The organism is Amycolatopsis sp. La24 (genome assembly GCF_029087445.1).
Classification (GTDB): Bacteria; Actinomycetota; Actinomycetes; order Mycobacteriales; family Pseudonocardiaceae; genus Amycolatopsis; species Amycolatopsis nivea.
Genome location: NZ_JARACH010000087.1, coordinates 1 through 19720 on the forward strand (window position 1 = coordinate 1; position 19720 = coordinate 19720).

Sequence of the window (19720 nt, forward strand, 5' to 3'; positions counted from 1 at the left end):
TCACCGCAAGCGCCGGCAACGGGGGCTGGGCAAGCTCACCCCGGTCGAGTTTGAGACCATCTACACGGCTGCAGAAGCGGCCTGAGAAACAGTCAGCCCCGGTGTCAACCGAAGTCTGGGCAGACCCTTGTTCGCCAGCTGTGGCAGGCAGGCGGCTGTTTGTTAGTCGCCCTGGGCTGGCTGGGTTTGCCAGCTGTGGTTCACCTGCTGCGGCGGGCTCGAATCCGTTTGCTAGCCGTGCAGGCTGGCTGTGTTTGCCTGCGGCACTTGGCAGCTGCGTTCGCCAGCTGTAGCGGGCTGGTTGTTTGCTGGTCGCGCTGGGCTGGGTGGCGTTGGCTAGCCGCCTCTGTCTGCGGTGTTTGCCAGCTGCGGCGGGCTAGGAGCTGTTTGCTAGCCGAATTCCCCAGCCGCGCTTGCCTGCGGCGTTCGCCAGGCGCAGTGGTCCCGCGTTTCCGCCACCCCTCTGGCCAGCCTCGAACGGCGATGCCCCGCGCTCACGTTCCCGCAGCGAGCTCCGTGGGTGGTTGCGGCTGACGAGAACCGCGGCCCGCCGAGGCCAGGAGTCTGCCCCCCCACCCGTAGCGTTGCCACGCGCTCCAATTCGCCGAACCTGCCCGGCCGCAAGCCGTGCCAGATCGCGTCTCGCACCTCCGTCGACGCCGCCCGTTCCTTCTCATCCGAGGCTCGGCCAGCATCCGTTCACACTCAGCGAGCCTCGTGCCCCCGTAGGCCGCGCAGCTCGGCCACCGACCCCCGCCAGACCGCATCTCGCGCTCCTTCCCCCGCCCTCCCACCGCGCCCGCCACGCACTTCGCCCCCTCTTCGCCGGGCCCCTGACCAGCCAAAACGCCCGCTAGATCCAACCTGGCAGCACCGGGCACCGATCTGGCGCCCAAGAAGCGTGGACGAGGAGCTGCGGGTAGCCGTGCTCGTCGCCAGCACCCGGGAGGGCCGGGTCGGCGGCGAGATCGGCCGATGGTTCGTCGAGCGGGCCGCCGGGCACGGCGGGGTGGTGCTCGACGTGCTCGACCTCGCGACGTTCGCGATCCCGGCCCGGTTGCCTGCCGAGCCGACGGCCGGCATGGCCGGGTTCGCGAAGCGGATCGCGGCGGCCGAGGCGTTTGTGGTGGTCACGCCCGAGTACAACCGCAGCTTCCCGGCGTCGCTGAAGCAGGCGATCGACTGCGCGTACGAGGAATGGCGGGCCAAACCGGTCGGCTTCGTCTCCTACGGCTACCGCGCGGGCGGCCGCTACGCGGTCGAGCATCTTCGGGATGTCTTCACCGAACTGCACACGGCGACGGTGCGGGATTCGGTGTGTCTCGACCTGCTCGAGCACGAATGCGGCGACCCCGGCGCGGGTCCGCACGGCGAATCCGCAGGCCACGCGGCCTCTGCTTTGCTGGACGAACTGCTCTGGTGGGGCCTCGCGCTGCGCGACGGCCGGCGCGCGCGGCCGTATCGCGGATGAAGAACTGAGGGGAAGGACAAGACATGAGCAACGCTGCCGGGGAACCGGCGATCGAGACTTCCGGGCTCGTCAAAGTGTTCGGCGAGACCCGGGCGGTCGACGGGGTCGACCTCGTGGTGCCCGCCGGAACCGTGTACGGCGTCCTCGGGCCCAACGGCGCGGGCAAAACCACCACTGTCCGGATGCTTGCCACGCTGTCCCGTCCGGACGGCGGCGAAGCGCGGGTGTTCGGCCACGACGTGGTGCGCGAGGCGGACGCCGTGCGCAGCCGGGTGAGCCTCACCGGCCAATACGCCTCGGTCGACGAAGACCTGACCGGGCAAGAGAATCTGGTGCTGCTCGGCAAATTGCTGGGACATCGCACCGCCGCCGCGCGCGATCGGGCGGCTCAGCTGCTCGCGGCGTTCGGGCTCACCGACGCCGCGCGCCGGCAGGTGAAGAACTACTCCGGCGGGATGCGCCGCCGTCTCGACATCGCGGCGAGCATCCTCAACACCCCGGACCTGCTGTTCCTCGACGAGCCGACCACCGGCCTCGACCCGCGCAGCCGCAATCAGGTGTGGGACATCGTCCGCGCGATCGTCGCGCAGGGCACCACCGTCCTGCTCACCACGCAGTACCTCGACGAGGCCGACCAACTGGCGTCGCGGATCGCGGTCATCGACCACGGCCGCGTCATCGCCGAGGGCACCAAGGGCGAGCTGAAAGCCTCGGTCGGAGTCGGCGCCGTCCACTTGCGACTGCGGGACGCCGACCAGCGCGCGACCGCCGCCGAAGTGCTGGAACGCGCGCTGTCCGCCACCGTGCAACTGGATCCCGACCCGGTCGCGATCACCGCGCGGCTGTCGTCGGACGCGCACGAAGCCGCCGCCGATCGCGCGTCGCGGGCTCTCGCGGAACTCGCGAAGGCAGGCGTCACCGTCGACACGTTCTCGCTCGGCCAGCCCAGCCTCGACGAGGTTTTCCTGGCCCTCACCGCCCGCACAGCCACCGAGGAGGCGGCGTGACCACCGTCAAGGAACCCGATCTCGACCTCGCGGCCCCGAAACCGGACGAGCTGACCGCGGTCCTGCTCGCCACCGAACGCCCGCCGCGGCCGAGCGCGTTGTCCGCGTCGTTCTCCTTCGGCTGGCGGGCGGTGCTGAAGATCAAGCACGTGCCGGAGCAGCTGTTCGACGTCACCGCGTTCCCGATCATGATGACGCTGATGTTCACCTACCTGTTCGGTGGCGCACTGGCCGGTTCGCCGACGCAGTACCTGCAGTTTTTCCTGCCGGGCATCCTCGCGTCGAGCGTCGTGATGATCACGATGTACACCGGCGTCGCGGTGAACACCGACATCGCGAAGGGCGTGTTCGACCGCTTCCGCACCCTCCCGATCTGGCGGCCGGCCCCGATGGTCGGCTACCTCCTCGGCGACGTGCTGCGGTACCTGATCGCGTCCGTCGTGATCATGGTCGTAGGCCTGATCCTGGGCTTCCGCCCGGACGGCGGCGTCGGCGGCGTGGCCGCGGGAGTCCTGCTGCTGCTCGTGTTCTCGTTCGGGCTGTCGTGGGTGTGGACGATGTTCGGGCTGCTGCTGAGGTCCGAGAAATCGGTGATGGGCGTCAGCATGATGGTGATCATGCCGCTGACGTTCCTCAGCAACATCTACGTCGACCCGTCCACCATGCCCGGCTGGCTCCAAGCCGGCGTCTCGGCCAACCCGATCAGCCACCTGGTGACAGCAGTGCGCTCGATGATGTCCGGTACCTGGGACGGCGGCGCCATCACGTGGACGTTGATCGCGTCGGTCGCGCTGACCGCGGTGTTCGGGACGCTGACAATGCGGCTGTACAACCGAAAGTGACTCTGCTTGGCGGGAGGCCGTGCGGTCGCGGACCGGGCGGCCTCCCGGACAGGTCGGGGCTTCAGGCGGCGGGGGAGAGGACGTAGGAGAACCGGCGGACGGCCGGAATCCAGTGCTGGAACCGGCAAAGGGTGTCGATGCGCAGCGTGGCCGACACGTGGCCGACACGTGGGTGAGGCCGCGATGCAGCTGACGCCAGTCCCGCTGCGTCGCATTTCCTCAGCGACAACACCGAATCTGGTGACTGCCAAGCAGTCGTGGCTCCGCTCGGCGTGTTCACCGCGCCGGGGCACTTTTCCCCGCTTTCCCTTCCCCGGCGCCCGATCTGGTCGCGGCCGGACGCACCGGCGGTTACAAGCGCCAGGTCATAGGCGTCTCCGGTTGGTAGCTGCAGGACGAGCCGGTCGTGATGGTGTGGCGGAGGTGGTCGGCCAGTTCCGGGTGGAGGTCGGTCAGTTTGCGGAGGGTGTCGCGGATGCGGGCGGTCACGGCTTTGCGGGCGCGTTCCGTTTCGTCGCCGAGGCGGCGGGTTCGGCCGGACAGGCCAGTCGACGTTCGGAGTTCGTCCAGCAGGGCGGCGCGTTCGGCGTCCAAGGTGGCGGCTTTCGCGTCGTCGCCGCGGAGGGTGGCGGCGTCGATGGCTTCGTCCAGGTGCTCCAGGCGGCGGCGGTAGGCGGCTTTCGCGGTGTCGTCCAGGATCGGGTCGCCGCTGAAGCTGCGGGTGGCTTCGGCTTCTTGGCCGCCGTCGGGGGCGAGCAGTTGTGCGGCGGGGATCTCGGTGCCTGGTCTGCTCAACAGGAAGTTCAAGTCTCGCAGGCCTTTTGCGTCTGGCATGCGTACTTCGCGGTCGGCGAAGCGCAGGGTCCAGACTGAGTCGGTTCGGTGGAATGCGTTCGTGGCAGCGGGTGGTGGCGGCGTCGCGGGGCGAGGGTGGGCGGTGATGTGGTGCAGGCCCAGCTCGGCGGCTTCTGCGGTGACGGCATCGGCCAGGACGGTGGCGCGATCGCTGTCGCCTAGGTCCAGCAGCGTGCTTGCCAGGTGGTTGCGGGCTTCGACAGCCCACGGACGGGCCCGCAGCCGGTCTGCGGAGCGGGCGGCGGAGGTGAAATGGGCGGCGGCTGTTTCGTGATCGCCCAGGGTTTTGTGCAGCAGGCCGGTCCACAGGTCTACCGGGCCGCTCAGTTCGCAGCCGTAAAGGGAGACCAGCCATTCTCCGGAGTGTGGGGAAAGCTCGCGCAGCAAGCGTTCGGCTGCTGCACGGTCCTTCAGCACGACGGCGGCTTGGGCTTGGCAGCGCAGCCACAGCGGAGTGAAGACGCGGGCGTACGGTCCGTCTGCGAGGGCTTCGGACAGTTCGTGCCGGGTGGTGGCTGCGTCGCCGGCGAGCGCTGCGGTGAGGGTGCGCAGCAGGGCTGGGTGTGGGAAGCCGGTGTCGGCCATTTTTGCGGGCAGTTCAGCGGCTTCGGCGAAGCGGCCTTGCGCTAGCAGCGCGCTCCAGCGCAATTGGTCGGGCATGTAGCCGTAGTCGTTGCTGCCGAAGATTTCCGGGGCGGCCAGTGCTTCCTTGAGTGCTTCGTCCGCTTCGGCGAAGCGGCCGCGGAAGGTGCAGATGATGCTGCGGTCGATCGCTTCCGCCAGTTTCGCGGCTCGCACGCCTTCGTCGGCGATCCCTTGAAACAGGTGGAATTGGTCCAGGTACCGCGGATCTCCCTGTTCCAGCATCGCGACCCACTTGAGCGAGGCCGCGAAGAACTCGTTCTCCCGGTCGCCGGTGCGCCGCGCGATGGCGGCGAGTTCGTCGGTGAGCCGTTCGCGTTCGGCGCCGCTGCCCAGGCCCCAGATCGCGTCGTGTCTGGCCCATAAGGTGAATGCCAGCGCGTCGTCGTCCTCGTCGTCGCGGGCGAGGATCGTGGCGCGGGCGGTGAGTTCCAGCCGGATGCGGTCCAGCGAGAGAGGTTCGGCCGCGTTGCCGCCGCACAGTTTTTCGTGTGCTTCGCGGAGAACTTGCACGGTGAACTCGTGCCGGACGCCGCCGGTGCTGAATTTCGACAGGGTGAGGGCGGCGCGGGCAAGGAGGTTCGCGTTGTCTTCTTGGCGAGCCAGGGCGACGGCTTCCTCGCAGAGCAGCCAGGCTTCGTCTTTCACCTCGAAGCGCCACAGCGCGGTGGCCAATTCCAGCGCGACGACGGCTTGGCTGCGTTTGTCTGCCGCTCGTTCGCGGGCTCGGCGCAGGTGCGCGATGGATTCCTCGAAGGCCATCCGGGCACCTGCGTCTTTGGCCGCGGCGAGCAATAGCCGGACTGCTTGCTTCGGGTCGAGTTCGGTATGGGCGAGGTAGGCGTGCCGGGCGCGTTCGGCGACCCCGACCAGGGTCGGGGTGTGTTCACCGGCGCGCACGACCGCTGCGTGGCGGCGTTGTGCTTCGGCGGGCGTCAGTTCGGCGTATCTCGACTCCCGTACCAGGTCGTGCGCGAAAGAGAAACGGCCTTCGCCGAGTGCGATCACGAGCCGGGCGGCTACGGCGCGGGTGAGCAGGTGGTCGACCTGTGCGGCGGGTGCACCGGCCGTGGCGGCGAGCAGGTGGAGCGAAAACTCGCGGCCGAGCACCGCGGCGTTGGTGAGGAGGTCGGTTACTGGGCGCGGGAGCAGGGACAGCCGCCGCTGTAGTGCGTCTGCGACTCCGGGCGCGACTGCGGACACTGTGCTCCCGCTGCGCCACAACCGCGCCGTCTGCTCGACGAAGAACGGGTTGCCGCCGGTGCGGCGCTGCACGTCGGTGGCCAGCTCGGCACCCGGCTCCGCGCCCGCGGTGCGGCTCATCAGCTCGGCGACCCCGGTTTCGTCCAGGCCGGTGAGCGTGATCGTGGTTGCTTTCGCGACCAGCGGCAGCATCAGCTCGTGAAGCGGATGGCTGGGCGCGTCCACCTCGACATCGCGGTACGTGCCGATGAGCAGCAGCCGTTCGAACCAGGTGTGCCGGGCCGCGAATTCGAGCAGCCGCAGTGACGCCGGGTCGGCCCAGTGCAAATCGTCGAGGATGACGACGACCGGTCGGTCTTGGGCCACCGTGACCAGCGCGCGGGTGACCGCGTCGGGCAGCTGGAACCCGTCGTCGGCCGGTTGTTCGGGGGTTTCGCCGAGCAGCGCGGACAGCGTCGGCGAGCTGGCGACGGCCCATTCGTGCGGCGCGGTCTCCCGGCGCAATGAGCGCATGACCTGGACCCATGGCCAGTAGCCCGGCGCAGCCCCGGACTCCCAGCACGTGCCGCCGAGAACGAGCGCGCCTGCCTCGCGCGCGTCGTCGGCCAGTGCGCTGACCAGCGTGGTCTTGCCGATCCCGGCCTCGCCGGTGACCAGGGTGAGGCCGCCGTGGCTGGCGGTGGCGCGCGAGAGCTGCGCACGCAAGGTCGCGGCGGGGTGGGCCCGCCCGATCAGCGCCGCAGTCATGTCCGGTTCCTCCCTTTCTCTCCGAGCCTCTCACGGGACTCGCCTCGTCGTCGCGTGCTTTCACCGACTGCGACCGGCTGGTCACGCAGGTCGCTGCCGATGCGGGCCATTCTGTCCGGGGGGTCTGACAATTCCGGGAACCCGTCACCTGGCCGGGTGACGGGAGTCCACAGTGGACTCGCGCTGGTCACAGGGTGACGGGCGTCTCCGCCCGGGACCGGCGGAAGGGGTGGTTGCGGTACTGTCGCCGCCATGGGGAGTATTCGTTCGCGCATCCTCGCTTGGGCCGGCCGCCGGTACATCGCCCGCCAGCAGAAGCGCGGCTTCGATCTCGAAAAGATGGCGCTGCTGCCGGATTCGGCGCTGGAGCCGTTGCGCCGCCAGGGCCTCGACCCGGTTCCGGACCTCGGCCGGCTGCGCGGCGAGGCGCCGATCAGCAAGCTGGACCTGCCGTTCGGGATGAACGCCTGGCTCGTGACCGGCTACGCGGAGGCCAAGGCCGTCCTCGGGAAGGGCACCGAGTTCAGCAACGATTTCACGAACCTTGTCGGCAACGCGGGCGTCACCGAGGACCAGAACCCGGGCGGCCTCGGATTCGCCGACCCGCCGGTCCACACGCGCCTGCGGAAGCTGCTGACGCCCGAGTTCACGATGCGCCGGCTCTCCCGGCTGACGCCGCGGATCGACGAGATCGTCGCGGACCAGCTGGACGCGATGGCCGCCGCGGACGGGCCGGTGGACCTGTGGGAGCAGTTCGCGCTGCCGATCCCGTCGCTCACGATCTGCGAGCTGCTCGGCGTGTCCTATGAGGACCGCGCCGACTTCCAGCGGCTGAGCACCGCGCGGTTCGACCTGTTCAGCGGCGCGGGCGCGTCGCTGGGGGCGATCTCGGAGTCGCTGGGATACCTGCTGGAGATCGTGCGCAAGCAGCGCGAACAGCCCGGCGACGGCCTGCTCGGCATGCTGATCAAGGAGCACGGCGACGAGATCGACGACCGCGAGCTCGCCGGTCTCGCGGACGGCATTCTCACCGGCGGCCTCGAGACCACGGCGAGCATGCTGGCACTGGGCGCGCTGGTGGTGCTGCGCGACCCGGCGGCGTTCGAGGCGGTCCGGGGCGACGACGATTCGGTGCACCGGTTCGTCGAGGAGCTGCTGCGCTACCTGACGGTGGTGCAGATGGCGTTCCCGCGGTTCGCGAAGCAGGACATGGACATCGCGGGCGTGCACATCAGCGAGGGCGACATCGTGCTGGTGTCGCTGTCGGTCGCGGACCGCGACCCGGTGCTCGGCAAGGGCGACATGGACCGCTTCGATCCGACTCGCGAGCCGTCCTCGCACCTGGCGTTCGGGTACGGGATCCACCGGTGCATCGGCGCGGAGCTGGGCCGGATGGAGCTGCGGGCGGCGTACCCCGCCCTGGTCCGGCGGTTCCCGAACCTGCGGCTGGCGGTGCAGCCGGAGGAGCTGGAGTTCCGGAAGGTGTCGATCGTGTACGGACTCGATTCGCTGCCGGTGCTGGTGGACTGACTTCGGATTGTTGGACGGCCGGGGTGGCTCGGGTTGGTCGCCTCGGGCGGGCCGTCGGCTCTCGTGCGGCTGGGGTCGCGGGGTTGGTCGTGTGCTGCCGGAGGTGGCGGACTTGCCCGGTGGGCGGCTTGGCTTGGCTACGCCGCTCGCGGACGCGTGGCATGCCCGGCGGCACGGCACCGAGGGCGCACGCTCCGCGTGCGAGAGTGCGCGGCGGCTTCAGTGAGCTGGCAGTGTTCGGGGTGGTGTGCGCGGCCGCGCGGTTGAATCGGTGGTGCGCTGGCCGTGCGCGAGGCGGCCGAACCGGTGCGCGCCAGTGGCGCGCGTGTTGGCGTCGAATTGACGGCGCGCTCGTAGGTAGCCCGCGCGGTTTGGTCTCAGCGGCAGCGTGCTCGCGGTGCGCAGCGGCGCGGTCGAATCCACAGTGCGCGGATGAACGCCGAGGCGGTCTGACTGGACCAACGACACGCCAGCGGTGTGCACGGCCGCGCGCTTGGATCGGCCTGCTGGTGGATGCTCGAGGCGGTCTGGCTCGACCGGCAGTGTGCCGCGCGGCGCGGCCGAGTCCGCGATGCGCTCGTCAACGCACGAAGCGGCCTAGCCGAACCGGCAGCGCACTCGTCGCGGGTGAGGTGGTGCGTCGAACCGGCAGCGCACCCGTGACCGGCGAGGTGGCGTGGTCGAACCGAGCCCAGTCCCGTCACCCGCCGCTCTCTCGCGGCACCGTCATCGTCGGGCTCTCATCGCACCCCTCTCGGCCGGAATTGGATGCTGATCCTCGGTCCCACCGCGCGGGATGTCTTCGGGATCGCGTGTTCCCACGTCCGCTGGCAGGACCCGCCCATCACGATCAAGTCTCCGTGGCCCAATGGGTACCGCACTGAGTCGCCGCCGCCTCGTGGGCGGAGGGCCAGGTGTCGGGCGGCGCCGACGGACAGGATGGCCACCATGGTGTCTTCGGTGCGGCCGCGGCCCAGGTCGTCGCCGTGCCAGGCGACGCTGTCTTGGCCGTCGCGGTAGTAGCAGAGTCCGGCCGTGCGGAATGGTTCGCCCAGTTCAGCTGCGTAGTGGGCAGTCAATGCTTCCCGGGCCTCGGTGAGGACTGGGTGCGGCAAGGGCGCGTGCTCCCGGTAGAAGCACAGCAACCGCGGCACGGCGACCACGCGGTCGTACATCTGCCTGCGCTCCGCGTACCACGGGACCTCGGCCGCCAGGTGTTCGTACAGCTCGTCCGAGCCGTCGAGCCACCCGGGCAGCACGTCGATCCACGCGCCTTGACCCAGTTCGGTGCGTTGCACGCCGGACAGCGAACCCAGCGTGGCCGGCCCGCTGGCACCGAACAGCGAGCCCTGAAATGCCTGACTCATGCCTCCAAGCTACACGACAATCGAACACCTGTTCGGGCGAACTACTCGGCGGGCTTGGGATGCGCGGTGACGACGAGGCGGTGCAGGCGGGCGTCTGGGGCGGATTCGTTGTGGTAGCGGGACACGAGGTCGGTTACCAGGGTGGTCAGCTCGTCGGTGAAGGCCGACCGATCGCGCGCGGAGGCGAAGGCGATTTCCGTGTCCAGAGTCAGCGTCGAGAGCGGTTTGCCTGCGTGAGCCGCGCGGCGGGCCAAGCCGGCGACTTCGCGCAGGGTTCGGCCGGCGACGGCGAGCAGGTAGCTCACCGATAGGCGGTCCGCCTTCACGTGGGCGGAACCGGCGGCGCCGAGGGCGGCGGGGGAGACCAGGTAGGCGCTGGCGGTGGCGGCGAAAAGGCGTTCGGTGAGGCCGCCCCACTGCCGGGTTCCGGCCGGTTCGACCAGGCCGTGCGACTCGAGCGCGCGCAGGTGGTAGTTGACCTTTTGCCTGGTCAGGCCTACTCGGGCGGCCAGCGCCGCGGCGGACGCCGGTTCGGTCAGCGCGGCCAGCAGGCGGGCGCGCACCGGGTCCAGCGCGGCCGCCGCGACGGCGGGGTCCTCGATCACTTCGACGTCCTGCATCCCCTGAGCCAAGCATTGACAAACAAAGTCGTCAAGGGATGCGCTCTTGTCCGCGACCGGCCGGGGACCTACAGTGATCAGCCAGTGGTCTGGACCTGTACCGCTACCGCTGCCCTGAGTTCCACGGAGGTTGGCACGTGCGCACGAGAACCCGGATCGGCGGAGCACTGGCGGCGGCGGTGTGCGGGCTCGCGATTCTCGCCCCGGTCGCGGACGCCCAGGTCGGCGGCGGCACCTGGAAATCCTGGTCGCCGGGGTACAAGGAACAGCAGAAGGGCTGCGGCCAGATCAGCGGGCTCACCTTCAAGCTGACCTGCTCCGACGGCAGCGGCGAACAGCGCGCCGAGCGCCGCTACGAGACTTACACCGGCGGCACGCACCAGTTCGAGGGCTCCTTCAAGATCACCAGCATGGGCGGTTCGCGGATCAGCCTGAAGCAGACGTTCCGCGACGGTTCGAACGCCGGGCCGTACTTCCTGCTGGCGGTGGAGAAGGGCGGCCGTCTCTACACCGTCGAGAACGGGCAGACGGTGGCGACCGGCGCGACGGTCGGGACCTCGGTGCGGGTGAACACGATCAATCAAGTGGGCAGCTCCCACAAGGTATACATCAACGGCTCGCTGAAGCAGACCGACGACAGCCCATCGGGTAGTTATTACGACAAGTTCGGGTCGTACCGGACGGCGAGCGGGGCGGGGCCGATTACCGTGCAGTGGAGCGGAATCAAGTTCTGGACCAGGTGATCGCCCGCGCGGGTGCCAGCCGCCGCCTGGCACCCGTCCGGCGGGAATTCCGTTGCCTCGGCAGGGGAACTCGGTCACTGTTGCGCGCATGACTTTGGTTGAGCACTACGACACCGAGACCACCGAGAACACGCGGCTCGTCAGATCGCCGCACGGCAGACTGGAATTCCGGCGCACCCAAGAACTCGTGCGCAGAGCGATCCCGGCGACCGCGCAGCGAGTCCTCGACGTCGGCGGGGCGACCGGGGTGCACGCGCGATGGCTTGCTGCGGACGGACATTCGGTGCACGTAGTCGATCCGGTGGCCACGCACGTCGCAGCGGCAGCCGAAATCGAAGGCGTCACGGCGGAAGTCGGCGATGCGCGAGCTTTGGCATGGCCGGACAACAGCGCGGACGTCGTGCTGTTAGTGGGGCCGCTCTACCATTTGACCGAATCCGGTGACCGCCAGCAGGCGCTTGCCGAAGCCCGCCGCGTCCTTCGTCCGGACGGCATTTTGTCCGCCGCTGAGATCAGTCGCTATCTCTCGGCCATGGAGACCGGAACCAACGGTCAGCTCACCGAACAGATGATCCCGGCGGTAAGAGCCGTGCTCGATACGGGCAGCTACGACGGTCACGTCGGCTTCGTGCCAGCGCATTTCCACACCGCCGACGAGCTCCGCGACGAGCTGGAAACCGCTGGCATGAACGGGATTTCCGTGTACGGAGTGGAAGGCCCAGCGTGGTCCGCGCTGGACGTGGCCGGGATCGAGGAATTCGACGCACGCGTGGACGCGGCCCTCCGCTGCGCCCGGCTGGTCGAACAAGATCCGCTCTTGATCAACGCCAGCGCGCATTTCCTCGCGATAGCGGTCAACTAGCCCATTCTTCGAGCGAATCCCACGCCGTGAGCGTCCGGCGGCTGGTGAACCGGCGGTGCTCACCGGTGAGCGGATCGTCGAATTCCAGCACTTTCGCCAGTAGCTGCAACGGTTTCGTGAAGTCGTCGAGCGGTTTCTCGCGCAGCTCCGGATAGAAATCGTCGCCCAGGATCGGAATCCCCAAAGAACACATGTGGACCCGCAGCTGGTGCGTGCGTCCGGTAGCGGGCGTGAGGCGATACCGGCCCAGCCCGTCCCGGTGGTCGAGAAGCTCCACTGTGGACTCCGCGTTCGGCGGCCCGGGCACCTCCTGTGCGGCCAGCACGCCGCGTTCCTTCACGATCCTGCTGTGCACCGTCCGGGGCAGTTCGAGCGACGGATCGTAAGGCGCGATCGCCTCGTATTCCTTGTGCACCAACCGATCGCGGAACATCGTCTGGTACGCCCCGCGTGCGGACGGCGTGATCACGAACATCACCAGCCCCGCCGTCACGCGGTCGAGCCGGTGGGCGGGGGAGAGCGCGGGCAGGTCCAGCGAACGGCGAAGGCGCACCAACGCGGTTTCCAGCACGTGCCGCCCGCGCGGGATGGTCGCCAGGAAGTGCGGTTTGTCGACCACGAGCAGGTGGTCGTCACGGTGCAGGACGGTGACGTCGAACGGCACCGGGACCTCGTCCGGCAGGTCGCGGTGGAACCAGATGAACGAACCGGGGACGTACGCCGCGTCGATCCCCAGCGGACCGTCCTCGCCGTGGATCCGCTGCTCGTGCAGCATTTCCTCGATCCGCGCGGGGGCGACGCGGGGCAGGCGTTCGACCAGGTGCTCCAGCAGGGTCGTCCACGGACCCTCTTCGGGCAGCCGCAGCCGTGCCGGGTCTAGGCCGTGCCGGGGCGGGATCGGGGCCGGGCGCTTGCGTCTCATCGGCTCCCGAGTCTAGTCGGCGGAGTTCTGCCGGTAGGCCGCGATGTAGCGGGCGGTCGCCTCGGCGTTGGCCTCGGCGGCTTTCTCGCGCCTGACCCGCTTGCCGGTTCCGGGCGGGAAACCGTTGCGGGACAACCGGTGGTCGATGCTTTCTTCCATGTACGCGCACGAGTAGAAGTACGACACCAGCGCGGCCATCAGCACGATCGCCAGCCGCAGCCCGAGCGGGGCTGGCAGCAGCAGCCAGACCAGGCACAGCGGCGCGATGCCGACCGTCGCGCGCAGGACGTGCCGGGCCTTCCAGTGCTTGGACGTCGCGTCGTGCAGCAGCCAGTCGCGGTAGCGCTCGGGAAGCCGCCCGCTCACGGCGTAGGCGAACCAGCGGAGAACGCCGGGCCGGTCGGTCATCGTTCCTCCTCGGGGTCTGCGGCAACAGTACCCTAATGATTAGCACACTAACTAATAGTGTGGTGCAGCCCGCGCTAGAGTGGGCCCGAGCACGAGGAGGACGAGTGGCCGAGATCGACCTTGGCGAGGACCCGCTGAAGCTCGACCGGCAGGTGTGCTTCGCGCTGTCGGTCGCTTCGCGCAGCGTGATCGCGATTTACCGGCCGCTGCTGGAGCCGCACGGGCTGACTCATCCGCAGTACCTGGTGATGCTGGCGCTGTGGGAGCAGTCGCCGCGGTCGGTGAAGGACCTCAGCACGGCGTTGCGGCACGAGCCCGCGACGTTGTCTCCGCTGCTCAAACGGCTGGAAGCGATCGGATACGTGACCCGCGGCCGCAGCCGGGCCGACGAGCGCCAGTTGACCGTCGAACTCACCGAGAAGGGCCGGGAGCTGCGCGCCGAGGCGGAGAAAATCCCGTATCGCGTCGTGGAGCGGCTCGGCATGGAGGTCTCCGAATTGGAGGCGCTGCACGCCGCGCTGGGCCGGGTCATCGAAGCGACCGCCGGATAAGGAAGAACTCGCGCTGGGATCCGGTTCTGTCGAGGGGAACGTGCCGACAGAGCGGAGCGAGTGTGGACAAGATCCGGGTGGGGGTGGCTCCGGGACTCGGGACCGGGCCGGCGGAATTCACCGGTTTGGCCGAGCTGACGGAGGCGGCGGGCGTCGACTCGCTGTGGCTGTCGGAGGTGGTCTATTCGCCGGATGTCGACCCGTTGATCGGGATGACGCACGCGCTCGCCCGCACCGAGCGGCTCAAACTGGGCACGGGCGTGGCGATTCTCCCTGGACGGAATCCGGTCCTGGTCGCGAAACAGCTGGTCACGCTGGCCGGACTGGCTCCGAAACGGGTGCTCCCGGTGTTCGGCCTGCTGCCCGCGCAGCCCGCGGAACGCGCCCTGTTCCCGGTGCCGGAAGGCCGGCGCGCGGCGGTTTTCGACGAGTCGCTCGCGCTGCTGCGCCTGCTCCTCGAACAGGACAACGTGTCCTTCGACGGCGAGTTTTTCCAGGTCGACGGCGTGACGATCGGGCCGCGTCCGGCGAAGCGGCTCGACGTCTGGGTCGGCGGGGCCGCGCCTGCCGCGTTACGTCGCGCGGGTCGGTTGTCCGACGGATGGCTCGGCAGTTTCCACACGCCCGAGCAGTCTCGCGCGGCGCGGCTGGCGATTCAGGAAGCGGCCGCCGAAGCCGGCCGGGAGATCGAATCGGACCACTTCGGGCTGAGCATGGTCCTTGCGCTGCACGGAATCCCGGACCGGCTGCGCGCCGTGGCGCAGCAGCGCAATCCGGGCCGTCCGGCGACCGATCTCGTGCCCACCAGCTGGGCCGAGGCGCGCCGGATGATCGAGCAGCACGTCGAGGCCGGACTCACGAAATTCGTGGTCCGGCCGGGATACTCCGGCGACTACCGGCAGTTCCTCGACGATTTCGTGCGCGAACTCGTGCCGCTGCAGAACTAGAACGTCAGCTGCTCGGTCTTGCGGGGCATCAGCAGCAGCGCGACGACACTCACCACGGAGACGGCGACGATCGCGAGGAACACGTTGTGCGTGGCCCCGGCGAGCGATTCGCGCACGTACGCCGTCGCCGGTGAGTTGTCGTGCGTGCCGCTGAGGATGCGGCTGGTGGCGTCGACGCTCTGTGGCAGGTGTCCGGCGACCTCCGCGGGCGGGTTCGCGAACCGGCCCGCGAGGGTGGCGTTGGCGATCGCGCCGAAGATCGCCGTGCCGACCGCGCTGCCCAGCGAACGGCTGAACATGTTGGTCGCGGTCACCACGCCGCGACGCTCCCAGCCGACGGTGGACTGCACGGCCACGACCGTCGGGCTGGAGGAGAGCCCGAGCCCGATGCCGACCACGAACACGGCCGCCGCGGCCGTCCAGACCACCGAGTCCAGGCCGAGGAACGTCGCGATGACGGTCCCGACGAGCAGGAATCCGGTGCCGATCAGCGCCGTGTCGCGGAATCCGATCCGCAGGTAGATCTTCCCGGACAGCGACGCCGCGATCGGCCAGCCGATCGTGAGCGCGGCCAGCGCGAAGCCCGCGGTGAGCGCGTCCGTGCCGAGCACGCCCTCGGAGTAGGTGGGCAGGAACGAGCTGAAGCCGAGCAGCACCGCGCCGGTGACGAGCGCGACCAGGTTCCCGCCGATCAGCGTGCGGCGGGTGAACACCCACAGCGGCAGCACGGGTTCCTCCGCACGCCGCTCGACCAGCACGAACGTGACCAGCATCAGGACGGCGACGGCGAAGATCGCCAGGCTCGGCGCCGACGTCCAGCTCCACGCGACCCCGCCCTCCAGCAGGGCCAGGATCAGCAGCGCGCAGCCGAGCGTCAGCAGGGTCGCGCCGGCGTAGTCGACCTTGTGCCGCGTGCGGTTCACCTGCTCGGTGAACTTGCGGTAGAGCATCCACGCGGCGAGCGCGCCGAGCGGCAGGTTGACGAAGAAGATCCACCGCCAGCTGAGGTATTCGGCGAACACGCCGCCCAGGGTCGGCCCGATCACCGAAGCGACCGCCCACACCCCGGCGAGGTAGCCCTGCACCCGGGCGCGCTCCTCGACCGTGTACAGGTCGCCGACCATCGTCATGCTGATCGGCTGGACCGCGCCCGCGCCGATGCCCTGCACCGCGCGCGCCGCGATCAGCACCGGCATGCTCCACGCGACCCCGCACAGCACCGAGCCGAGCAGGAACGCGGCGATGCCGAAGAACATCACCGGGCGGCGGCCGAGGACGTCGGCGAACTTGCCGTACAGCGGCACGGTGACCGCCTGGGTGAGCAGGTAGATCGAGAACAGCCACGGGAACTGGGAAAACCCGCCGAGGTCGCGGACCACGGAGGGGACCGCGGTGGCGATGATGGTGCTGTCGAGGGCCACGAGGCCGGTGCTCAGCATGACGGCGGCGAGGACGGGTCCCCGCTCGGATCGAAGGCCCACGGCGGCGCGTTTCGCCGCGGGCGGACTGCTCGTGCTACCCATGCCGGGAATAAACTCCTTCGCCCCGGCAAGCATTCCCCAGCCGATCGATCGGTGCCCGGGTGTTCGCCTGGCCGTCATCATGGAGGGATGGACAGATGGGTGCGGCCGATCGGCCGGGGCTGGGTCGTTCAGGGCGCGGTGCCGGGACCGGATGTCGACGAGTTCGCCGAACCGGAGGCGGTGACGAGGGCGCTCGCGGCGGCGGAAGGGGACACGCTGCTGGCCGCGCAGCATCCGGCGCGGACGCCCGCGGCGCTGGCGGCCGGGCTGGACGTCGAAGCGGCGCTGCCGGAAGCACGAGCGACGCTTGAGCGGCTGCTGACCAGGCATTACCGGCCGGAGACCGGGTTCGTCGCGGCCTACCGGATCGGCGAGACGATCGCGGGCGTGCTGTGCGTGGTCGATGTCCGGGAGCTGACCTCGGGCCAGGCGCACGTGAAGCACACCGAGGAGGTCTATCCGGAGGTGGTCGCCGAGCGCGCGGCCGTGCTGGACGGCCTCGGGTGCGCGACGAGCGCCGCCCTGCTCGTGCCGGTCGGCGACGCCGCGGAGCTGACCGCGGCGGTCAAGGAAGCGGCGAGCTCGGCGGATCCTGATGTGTCCACTGTGGACCGGGCAGGACTGGCGCACGAGCTGTGGGTGGTGCGGCCGGGGGAGATGCAGGAACGGCTGCTGGAGGCCGCGTCGGCGAGCGATCTGCTGGTGGCGGACGGGAATCACCGCGTCGCGGCCGCGGCGGGGAGCGGTCAGCTGCTGGCGTTGGTCACGGCGGGGTCGCAGTTGGAGATCCGGGCGATCAACCGCGTGCTCCTCGGCACCGGGCGCTCTGCGGAGAGCCTGTTGGCGGCTTGGCAGGAGGCCCGGCTGGACGTGACCTGGTCGGATGACGCGACCCCGCCGTCTTGCCCCGGCACGGCCGTGGTGCTGGCTGGCTCGCGCGTGCTGCGAGTGCGGCTGCCTGTGGCGGATCCGCTGGTGATCGACCACGAGGTTGTGGAACAGACGCTCCTCGGCTCGGCGCTCGGCCTCGACCCGGACGGTCCGCACGTGCGCCCGCTGCTCCCGGGCAGCCCGGTCCCGCCGAGCGCGGACGCGGTGGTGCAGCTGGCCCCGGTCCCGTTCGAGACGGTGCAGGCGGTGCACGCGGCGGGACGGCGGATGCCTCGGAAGGCTACGTACTTCACGCCCAAGCCGAGGGGCGGGCTTGTGCTGGCGCGCTGGTAAAAAGGTGCAGGTCAGCGTCTGTTCCGCTTAGGATCGCGCAGGTGGAGTTACCGCTGATGCCGCCGGTGCGGCCGATGCTCGCCAAAGCCGTGCACGAGGTGCCGCGCGACGGCGGGTTCTGGTACGAGCCGAAGTGGGACGGCTTCCGGTGCGTCGTGTTCCGCGACGGCGACGAGGTCGAACTGGGTTCGCGCAACGACCGGCCGCTCACCCGGTACTTCCCGGAGCTGGTCGAGCTGCTGCGTGACGCGTTGCCGGAGAAATGCGTCGTCGACGGCGAAATCGTGCTGGTCACGCCGCGCGGGCTGGACTTCGGGGCGTTGCAGCTGCGGCTGCATCCGGCGGCCAGCCGCGTCCGGAAGCTCGCGGAGGAGACCCCGGCCAGCTTCGTCGCGTTCGACCTGCTCGCGCTCGGCGACCGGGACCTGACCGAGGAACCGTTCGCCGAGCGGCGCCGCGAGCTGGAGGGCATTTTCGCGCCCTCGACCGGCTTGCAGCGGGTGCACCTGACGCCGCTCACGACGGATCCGGACACCGCGCAGGACTGGTTCACCCGGTTCGAGGGCGCGGGCTTCGACGGGGTCATGGCGAAGCCCGCCGATCTGCCGTATGAGCAGGACAAACGCGTCATGCTGAAGGTGAAGCACGAGCGCACCGCGGACTGTGTCGTCGCGGGTTTCCGGTGGCACAAGGACGGCAAGGGCGTCGGATCGCTGCTGCTCGGGCTGTACGACGAGGAGGGTTCGCTGCACCACGTCGGCGTCGCGAGCAGCTTCACCGCGGCGCGGCGCCGGGAGCTGGTCGAGGAGCTGGCCCCGTGGCGGGAGAACGCGCTCGACGGGCATCCGTGGCGCACCTGGGCGGAATGGCAGGCCGACGAGGTCCGCCGGCCGGGCGCCAACAGCCGGTGGGCTCCGGACAAGGACCTGTCGTGGGAACCGCTGCGCCCGGAACAGGTCGCCGAAGTCCGCTACGAACACCTCCAAGGCGGCCGCTTCCGCCACGGCGGCCGATTGGTGCGCTTCCGCCCGGACCGGACCCCGGAATCGTGCACCTACGCGCAACTGGACGAAGCCCCGCCTGCCGAGCTGGCGGATCTGTTCGGGGAGGCCCGATGAGCGGGGTGACGCTGGAACTGGACGGCGTCGAATTGACCATTTCCAGCCCCGACAAGGTCTATTTCCCGGAACGAGGCGAAACCAAGCTCGATCTCGTCCGCTATTACCAAGCTGTCGCAGGCCCTTTGCTCGCTAGACTCGGTGGTCGCCCCCTGCTGCTGGAACGCTATCCGGACGGCGCGGGCGGAAAATCGTGGTTCCAAAAACGCACGCCCAAGAACGCGCCGTCTTGGCTGACCACCGCCGTCGTTTCCACGCCCAACGGCACCACCAGCGACGCACTCGTGGCAGCAGACCTGGCCCACGTCCTGTGGGCGGTCAACCAGGGTTGCCTGGGCTTCCACGTGTGGCCAAACCGCGCGGCAGCACTGGAAATCGCGGACGAACTGCGCATCGACCTGGACCCGTCGCCCGGAACCGGGTTCCCGCAACTGCGCGAGGCGGCGGTTCTCGTGCGAGAATTCCTTGCCGAACTGGGAATCGAGGTCTACGTGAAGACCTCCGGTTCACGCGGCCTGCACCTGTATTCAATACTGGAACCGCGCTGGGACGGCTACGAAGTGCGAGCCGCCGCGGTTGCGCTGGCAAGGGCGTTGGAACGGCGGCATCCTGACCTGATCACCGCACAATGGTGGAAGGAAGAACGCGGCTCGCGAGTTTTCGTGGACTTCAACCAGAACGCCCCGCACAAAACGGTCTTCGGCGCTTGGTGCGTACGCCCGAGGGTCGGCGGACAGGTTTCCACGCCGATTTCCTGGGACGAACTGGCGACCGTGGAACCGGACGCCTTGACCCTGTCGACGGTCCCTGCGCTGGTCGCGGAACGGGGAGATCCGTGGGCTGGTGCGAACGATCGGCCGCAGTCGATCGAAGCGCTGCTGGAGATGTCCCGGGAGGACCTGGCCAGCGGACTGATGGACGCGCCCTGGCCGCCCGTGTACCCGAAGATGCCGAACGAACCGCCCAGAGTCGCACCGAGCAGAGCGAAAAAGGCTCCCGTCGAAGGGTGACGACGCGAGTCGGCCGGAGGTCCGTGAGGGGTTCCTTCGCGGACGTGGATTCCCTCAAGGAGCCCTTCACGGCCCGCCCCCGCCAGCCTCGCGCCCGCCCGGGATGCCGCCCCAATGCGGCATTGGGT

General features: G+C 69.5%; 17 protein-coding genes. 11 read left to right on the forward strand and 6 right to left on the reverse strand.

The features are described from left to right. Positions 1–901 precede the first annotated feature (901 nt). Genes PUT80_RS42790 through PUT80_RS42800 form a run of 3 tightly spaced genes read left to right on the forward strand, consistent with a single transcriptional unit; the run spans position 902 to position 3320 of the window. A complete protein-coding gene (locus PUT80_RS42790; protein ID WP_037814941.1) occupies positions 902–1471 on the forward strand; it encodes an NAD(P)H-dependent oxidoreductase in 570 nt (189 codons plus the stop codon). Positions 1472–1494: 23 nt separating this feature from the next. Beyond that, complete coding sequence (locus tag PUT80_RS42795; RefSeq protein ID WP_043835797.1) at positions 1495–2478, forward strand: daunorubicin resistance protein DrrA family ABC transporter ATP-binding protein; 984 nt, start codon at positions 1495–1497, stop codon at positions 2476–2478. After that, positions 2475–3320 (forward strand): ABC transporter permease, encoded by an 846-nt coding sequence (locus PUT80_RS42800; RefSeq protein ID WP_134663516.1) that lies wholly within the window; start codon positions 2475–2477, stop codon positions 3318–3320. Before PUT80_RS42795 ends, PUT80_RS42800 begins: the two co-directional genes overlap by 4 nt. A gap of 351 nt (positions 3321–3671) precedes the next feature. On the opposite strand, the gene PUT80_RS42805 is transcribed toward PUT80_RS42800, so the two are convergent. Continuing rightward, complete coding sequence (locus PUT80_RS42805; protein ID WP_275295544.1) at positions 3672–6767, reverse strand: AAA family ATPase; 3096 nt, start codon at positions 6765–6767, stop codon at positions 3672–3674. A gap of 252 nt (positions 6768–7019) precedes the next feature. Between PUT80_RS42805 and PUT80_RS42810 the strand changes: the two genes are divergently transcribed. Then, a complete protein-coding gene (locus tag PUT80_RS42810) occupies positions 7020–8297 on the forward strand; it encodes a cytochrome P450 (RefSeq protein ID WP_275295545.1) in 1278 nt (425 codons plus the stop codon). Between the two features lie 740 nt (positions 8298–9037). On the opposite strand, the gene PUT80_RS42815 is transcribed toward PUT80_RS42810, so the two are convergent. Beyond that, positions 9038–9664, reverse strand: coding sequence for an alpha-ketoglutarate-dependent dioxygenase AlkB (locus tag PUT80_RS42815; protein WP_037814952.1), 627 nt, complete (start codon positions 9662–9664; stop codon positions 9038–9040). A gap of 41 nt (positions 9665–9705) precedes the next feature. Further along, a complete protein-coding gene (locus tag PUT80_RS42820) occupies positions 9706–10284 on the reverse strand; it encodes a helix-turn-helix domain-containing protein (RefSeq protein ID WP_037814954.1) in 579 nt (192 codons plus the stop codon). 137 nt (positions 10285–10421) lie between these two features. On the opposite strand from PUT80_RS42820, the gene PUT80_RS42825 reads away from it, so the two are divergent. After that, positions 10422–11027 carry a hypothetical protein gene (locus tag PUT80_RS42825; protein WP_043830185.1) on the forward strand — a complete coding sequence of 202 codons (606 nt, stop codon included), beginning with the start codon at positions 10422–10424 and terminating at the stop codon, positions 11025–11027. A gap of 88 nt (positions 11028–11115) precedes the next feature. Continuing rightward, positions 11116–11889: a class I SAM-dependent methyltransferase gene (locus tag PUT80_RS42830; protein ID WP_275295546.1), complete on the forward strand. Its 774-nt coding sequence runs from the start codon at positions 11116–11118 to the stop codon at positions 11887–11889. On the opposite strand, the gene PUT80_RS42835 is transcribed toward PUT80_RS42830, so the two are convergent. Together PUT80_RS42835 and PUT80_RS42840 are read right to left on the reverse strand one after the other, a co-directional pair. Then, positions 11882–12811, reverse strand: a complete 930-nt coding sequence (locus PUT80_RS42835; protein ID WP_275295547.1) for an RluA family pseudouridine synthase — start codon at positions 12809–12811, stop codon at positions 11882–11884. The genes PUT80_RS42830 and PUT80_RS42835 overlap by 8 nt on opposite strands. Before the next feature lie 12 nt (positions 12812–12823). Then, complete coding sequence (locus tag PUT80_RS42840) at positions 12824–13219, reverse strand: DUF5313 domain-containing protein (protein ID WP_037814960.1); 396 nt, start codon at positions 13217–13219, stop codon at positions 12824–12826. Positions 13220–13323: 104 nt separating this feature from the next. Between PUT80_RS42840 and PUT80_RS42845 the strand changes: the two genes are divergently transcribed. Then, the gene (locus PUT80_RS42845; RefSeq protein ID WP_134732855.1) at positions 13324–13770 is read left to right on the forward strand and encodes a MarR family transcriptional regulator; all 447 of its coding nucleotides are present in this window, start codon (positions 13324–13326) and stop codon (positions 13768–13770) included. Between the two features lie 62 nt (positions 13771–13832). Then, a complete protein-coding gene (locus PUT80_RS42850; RefSeq protein WP_275295548.1) occupies positions 13833–14717 on the forward strand; it encodes a TIGR03854 family LLM class F420-dependent oxidoreductase in 885 nt (294 codons plus the stop codon). On the opposite strand, the gene PUT80_RS42855 is transcribed toward PUT80_RS42850, so the two are convergent. Next, positions 14714–16240, reverse strand: coding sequence for an MDR family MFS transporter (locus PUT80_RS42855; protein WP_275295549.1), 1527 nt, complete (start codon positions 16238–16240; stop codon positions 14714–14716). The genes PUT80_RS42850 and PUT80_RS42855 overlap by 4 nt on opposite strands. Before the next feature lie 87 nt (positions 16241–16327). Here PUT80_RS42855 and PUT80_RS42860 point away from each other — a divergent pair, with 87 nt between their 5' ends. From PUT80_RS42860 to ligD, 3 genes are read left to right on the forward strand one after another with little or no spacing between them, the layout of a single operon-like run. Beyond that, complete coding sequence (locus PUT80_RS42860; RefSeq protein ID WP_275295550.1) at positions 16328–17464, forward strand: DUF1015 family protein; 1137 nt, start codon at positions 16328–16330, stop codon at positions 17462–17464. A 41-nt stretch (positions 17465–17505) separates the two neighbouring features. Continuing rightward, positions 17506–18582, forward strand: a complete 1077-nt coding sequence (locus PUT80_RS42865) for an ATP-dependent DNA ligase (protein WP_205673378.1) — start codon at positions 17506–17508, stop codon at positions 18580–18582. Continuing rightward, positions 18579–19592, forward strand: a complete 1014-nt coding sequence (ligD, locus tag PUT80_RS42870) for a non-homologous end-joining DNA ligase (RefSeq protein ID WP_275295551.1) — start codon at positions 18579–18581, stop codon at positions 19590–19592. The genes PUT80_RS42865 and ligD overlap by 4 nt, the downstream gene beginning before the upstream one ends. The last annotated feature ends 128 nt before the right edge of the window (positions 19593–19720 follow it).

What these genes read in the sequence shown, in the direction of transcription:
- PUT80_RS42830 (WP_275295546.1), top strand. Translation starts at nt 11,116, where the DNA reads ATGACTTTGGTTGAGCACTACGACACCGAGACCACCGAGAACACGCGG.
- PUT80_RS42855 (WP_275295549.1), bottom strand. Translation starts at nt 16,240, where the DNA reads ATGGGTAGCACGAGCAGTCCGCCCGCGGCGAAACGCGCCGCCGTGGGC.
- ligD (WP_275295551.1), top strand. Translation starts at nt 18,579, where the DNA reads ATGAGCGGGGTGACGCTGGAACTGGACGGCGTCGAATTGACCATTTCC.
- PUT80_RS42840 (WP_037814960.1), bottom strand. Translation starts at nt 13,219, where the DNA reads ATGACCGACCGGCCCGGCGTTCTCCGCTGGTTCGCCTACGCCGTGAGC.
- PUT80_RS42820 (WP_037814954.1), bottom strand. Translation starts at nt 10,284, where the DNA reads ATGCAGGACGTCGAAGTGATCGAGGACCCCGCCGTCGCGGCGGCCGCG.
- PUT80_RS42795 (WP_043835797.1), top strand. Translation starts at nt 1,495, where the DNA reads ATGAGCAACGCTGCCGGGGAACCGGCGATCGAGACTTCCGGGCTCGTC.
- PUT80_RS42810 (WP_275295545.1), top strand. Translation starts at nt 7,020, where the DNA reads ATGGGGAGTATTCGTTCGCGCATCCTCGCTTGGGCCGGCCGCCGGTAC.
- PUT80_RS42860 (WP_275295550.1), top strand. Translation starts at nt 16,328, where the DNA reads ATGGACAGATGGGTGCGGCCGATCGGCCGGGGCTGGGTCGTTCAGGGC.
- PUT80_RS42815 (WP_037814952.1), bottom strand. Translation starts at nt 9,664, where the DNA reads ATGAGTCAGGCATTTCAGGGCTCGCTGTTCGGTGCCAGCGGGCCGGCC.
- PUT80_RS42835 (WP_275295547.1), bottom strand. Translation starts at nt 12,811, where the DNA reads ATGAGACGCAAGCGCCCGGCCCCGATCCCGCCCCGGCACGGCCTAGAC.
- PUT80_RS42805 (WP_275295544.1), bottom strand. Translation starts at nt 6,767, where the DNA reads ATGACTGCGGCGCTGATCGGGCGGGCCCACCCCGCCGCGACCTTGCGT.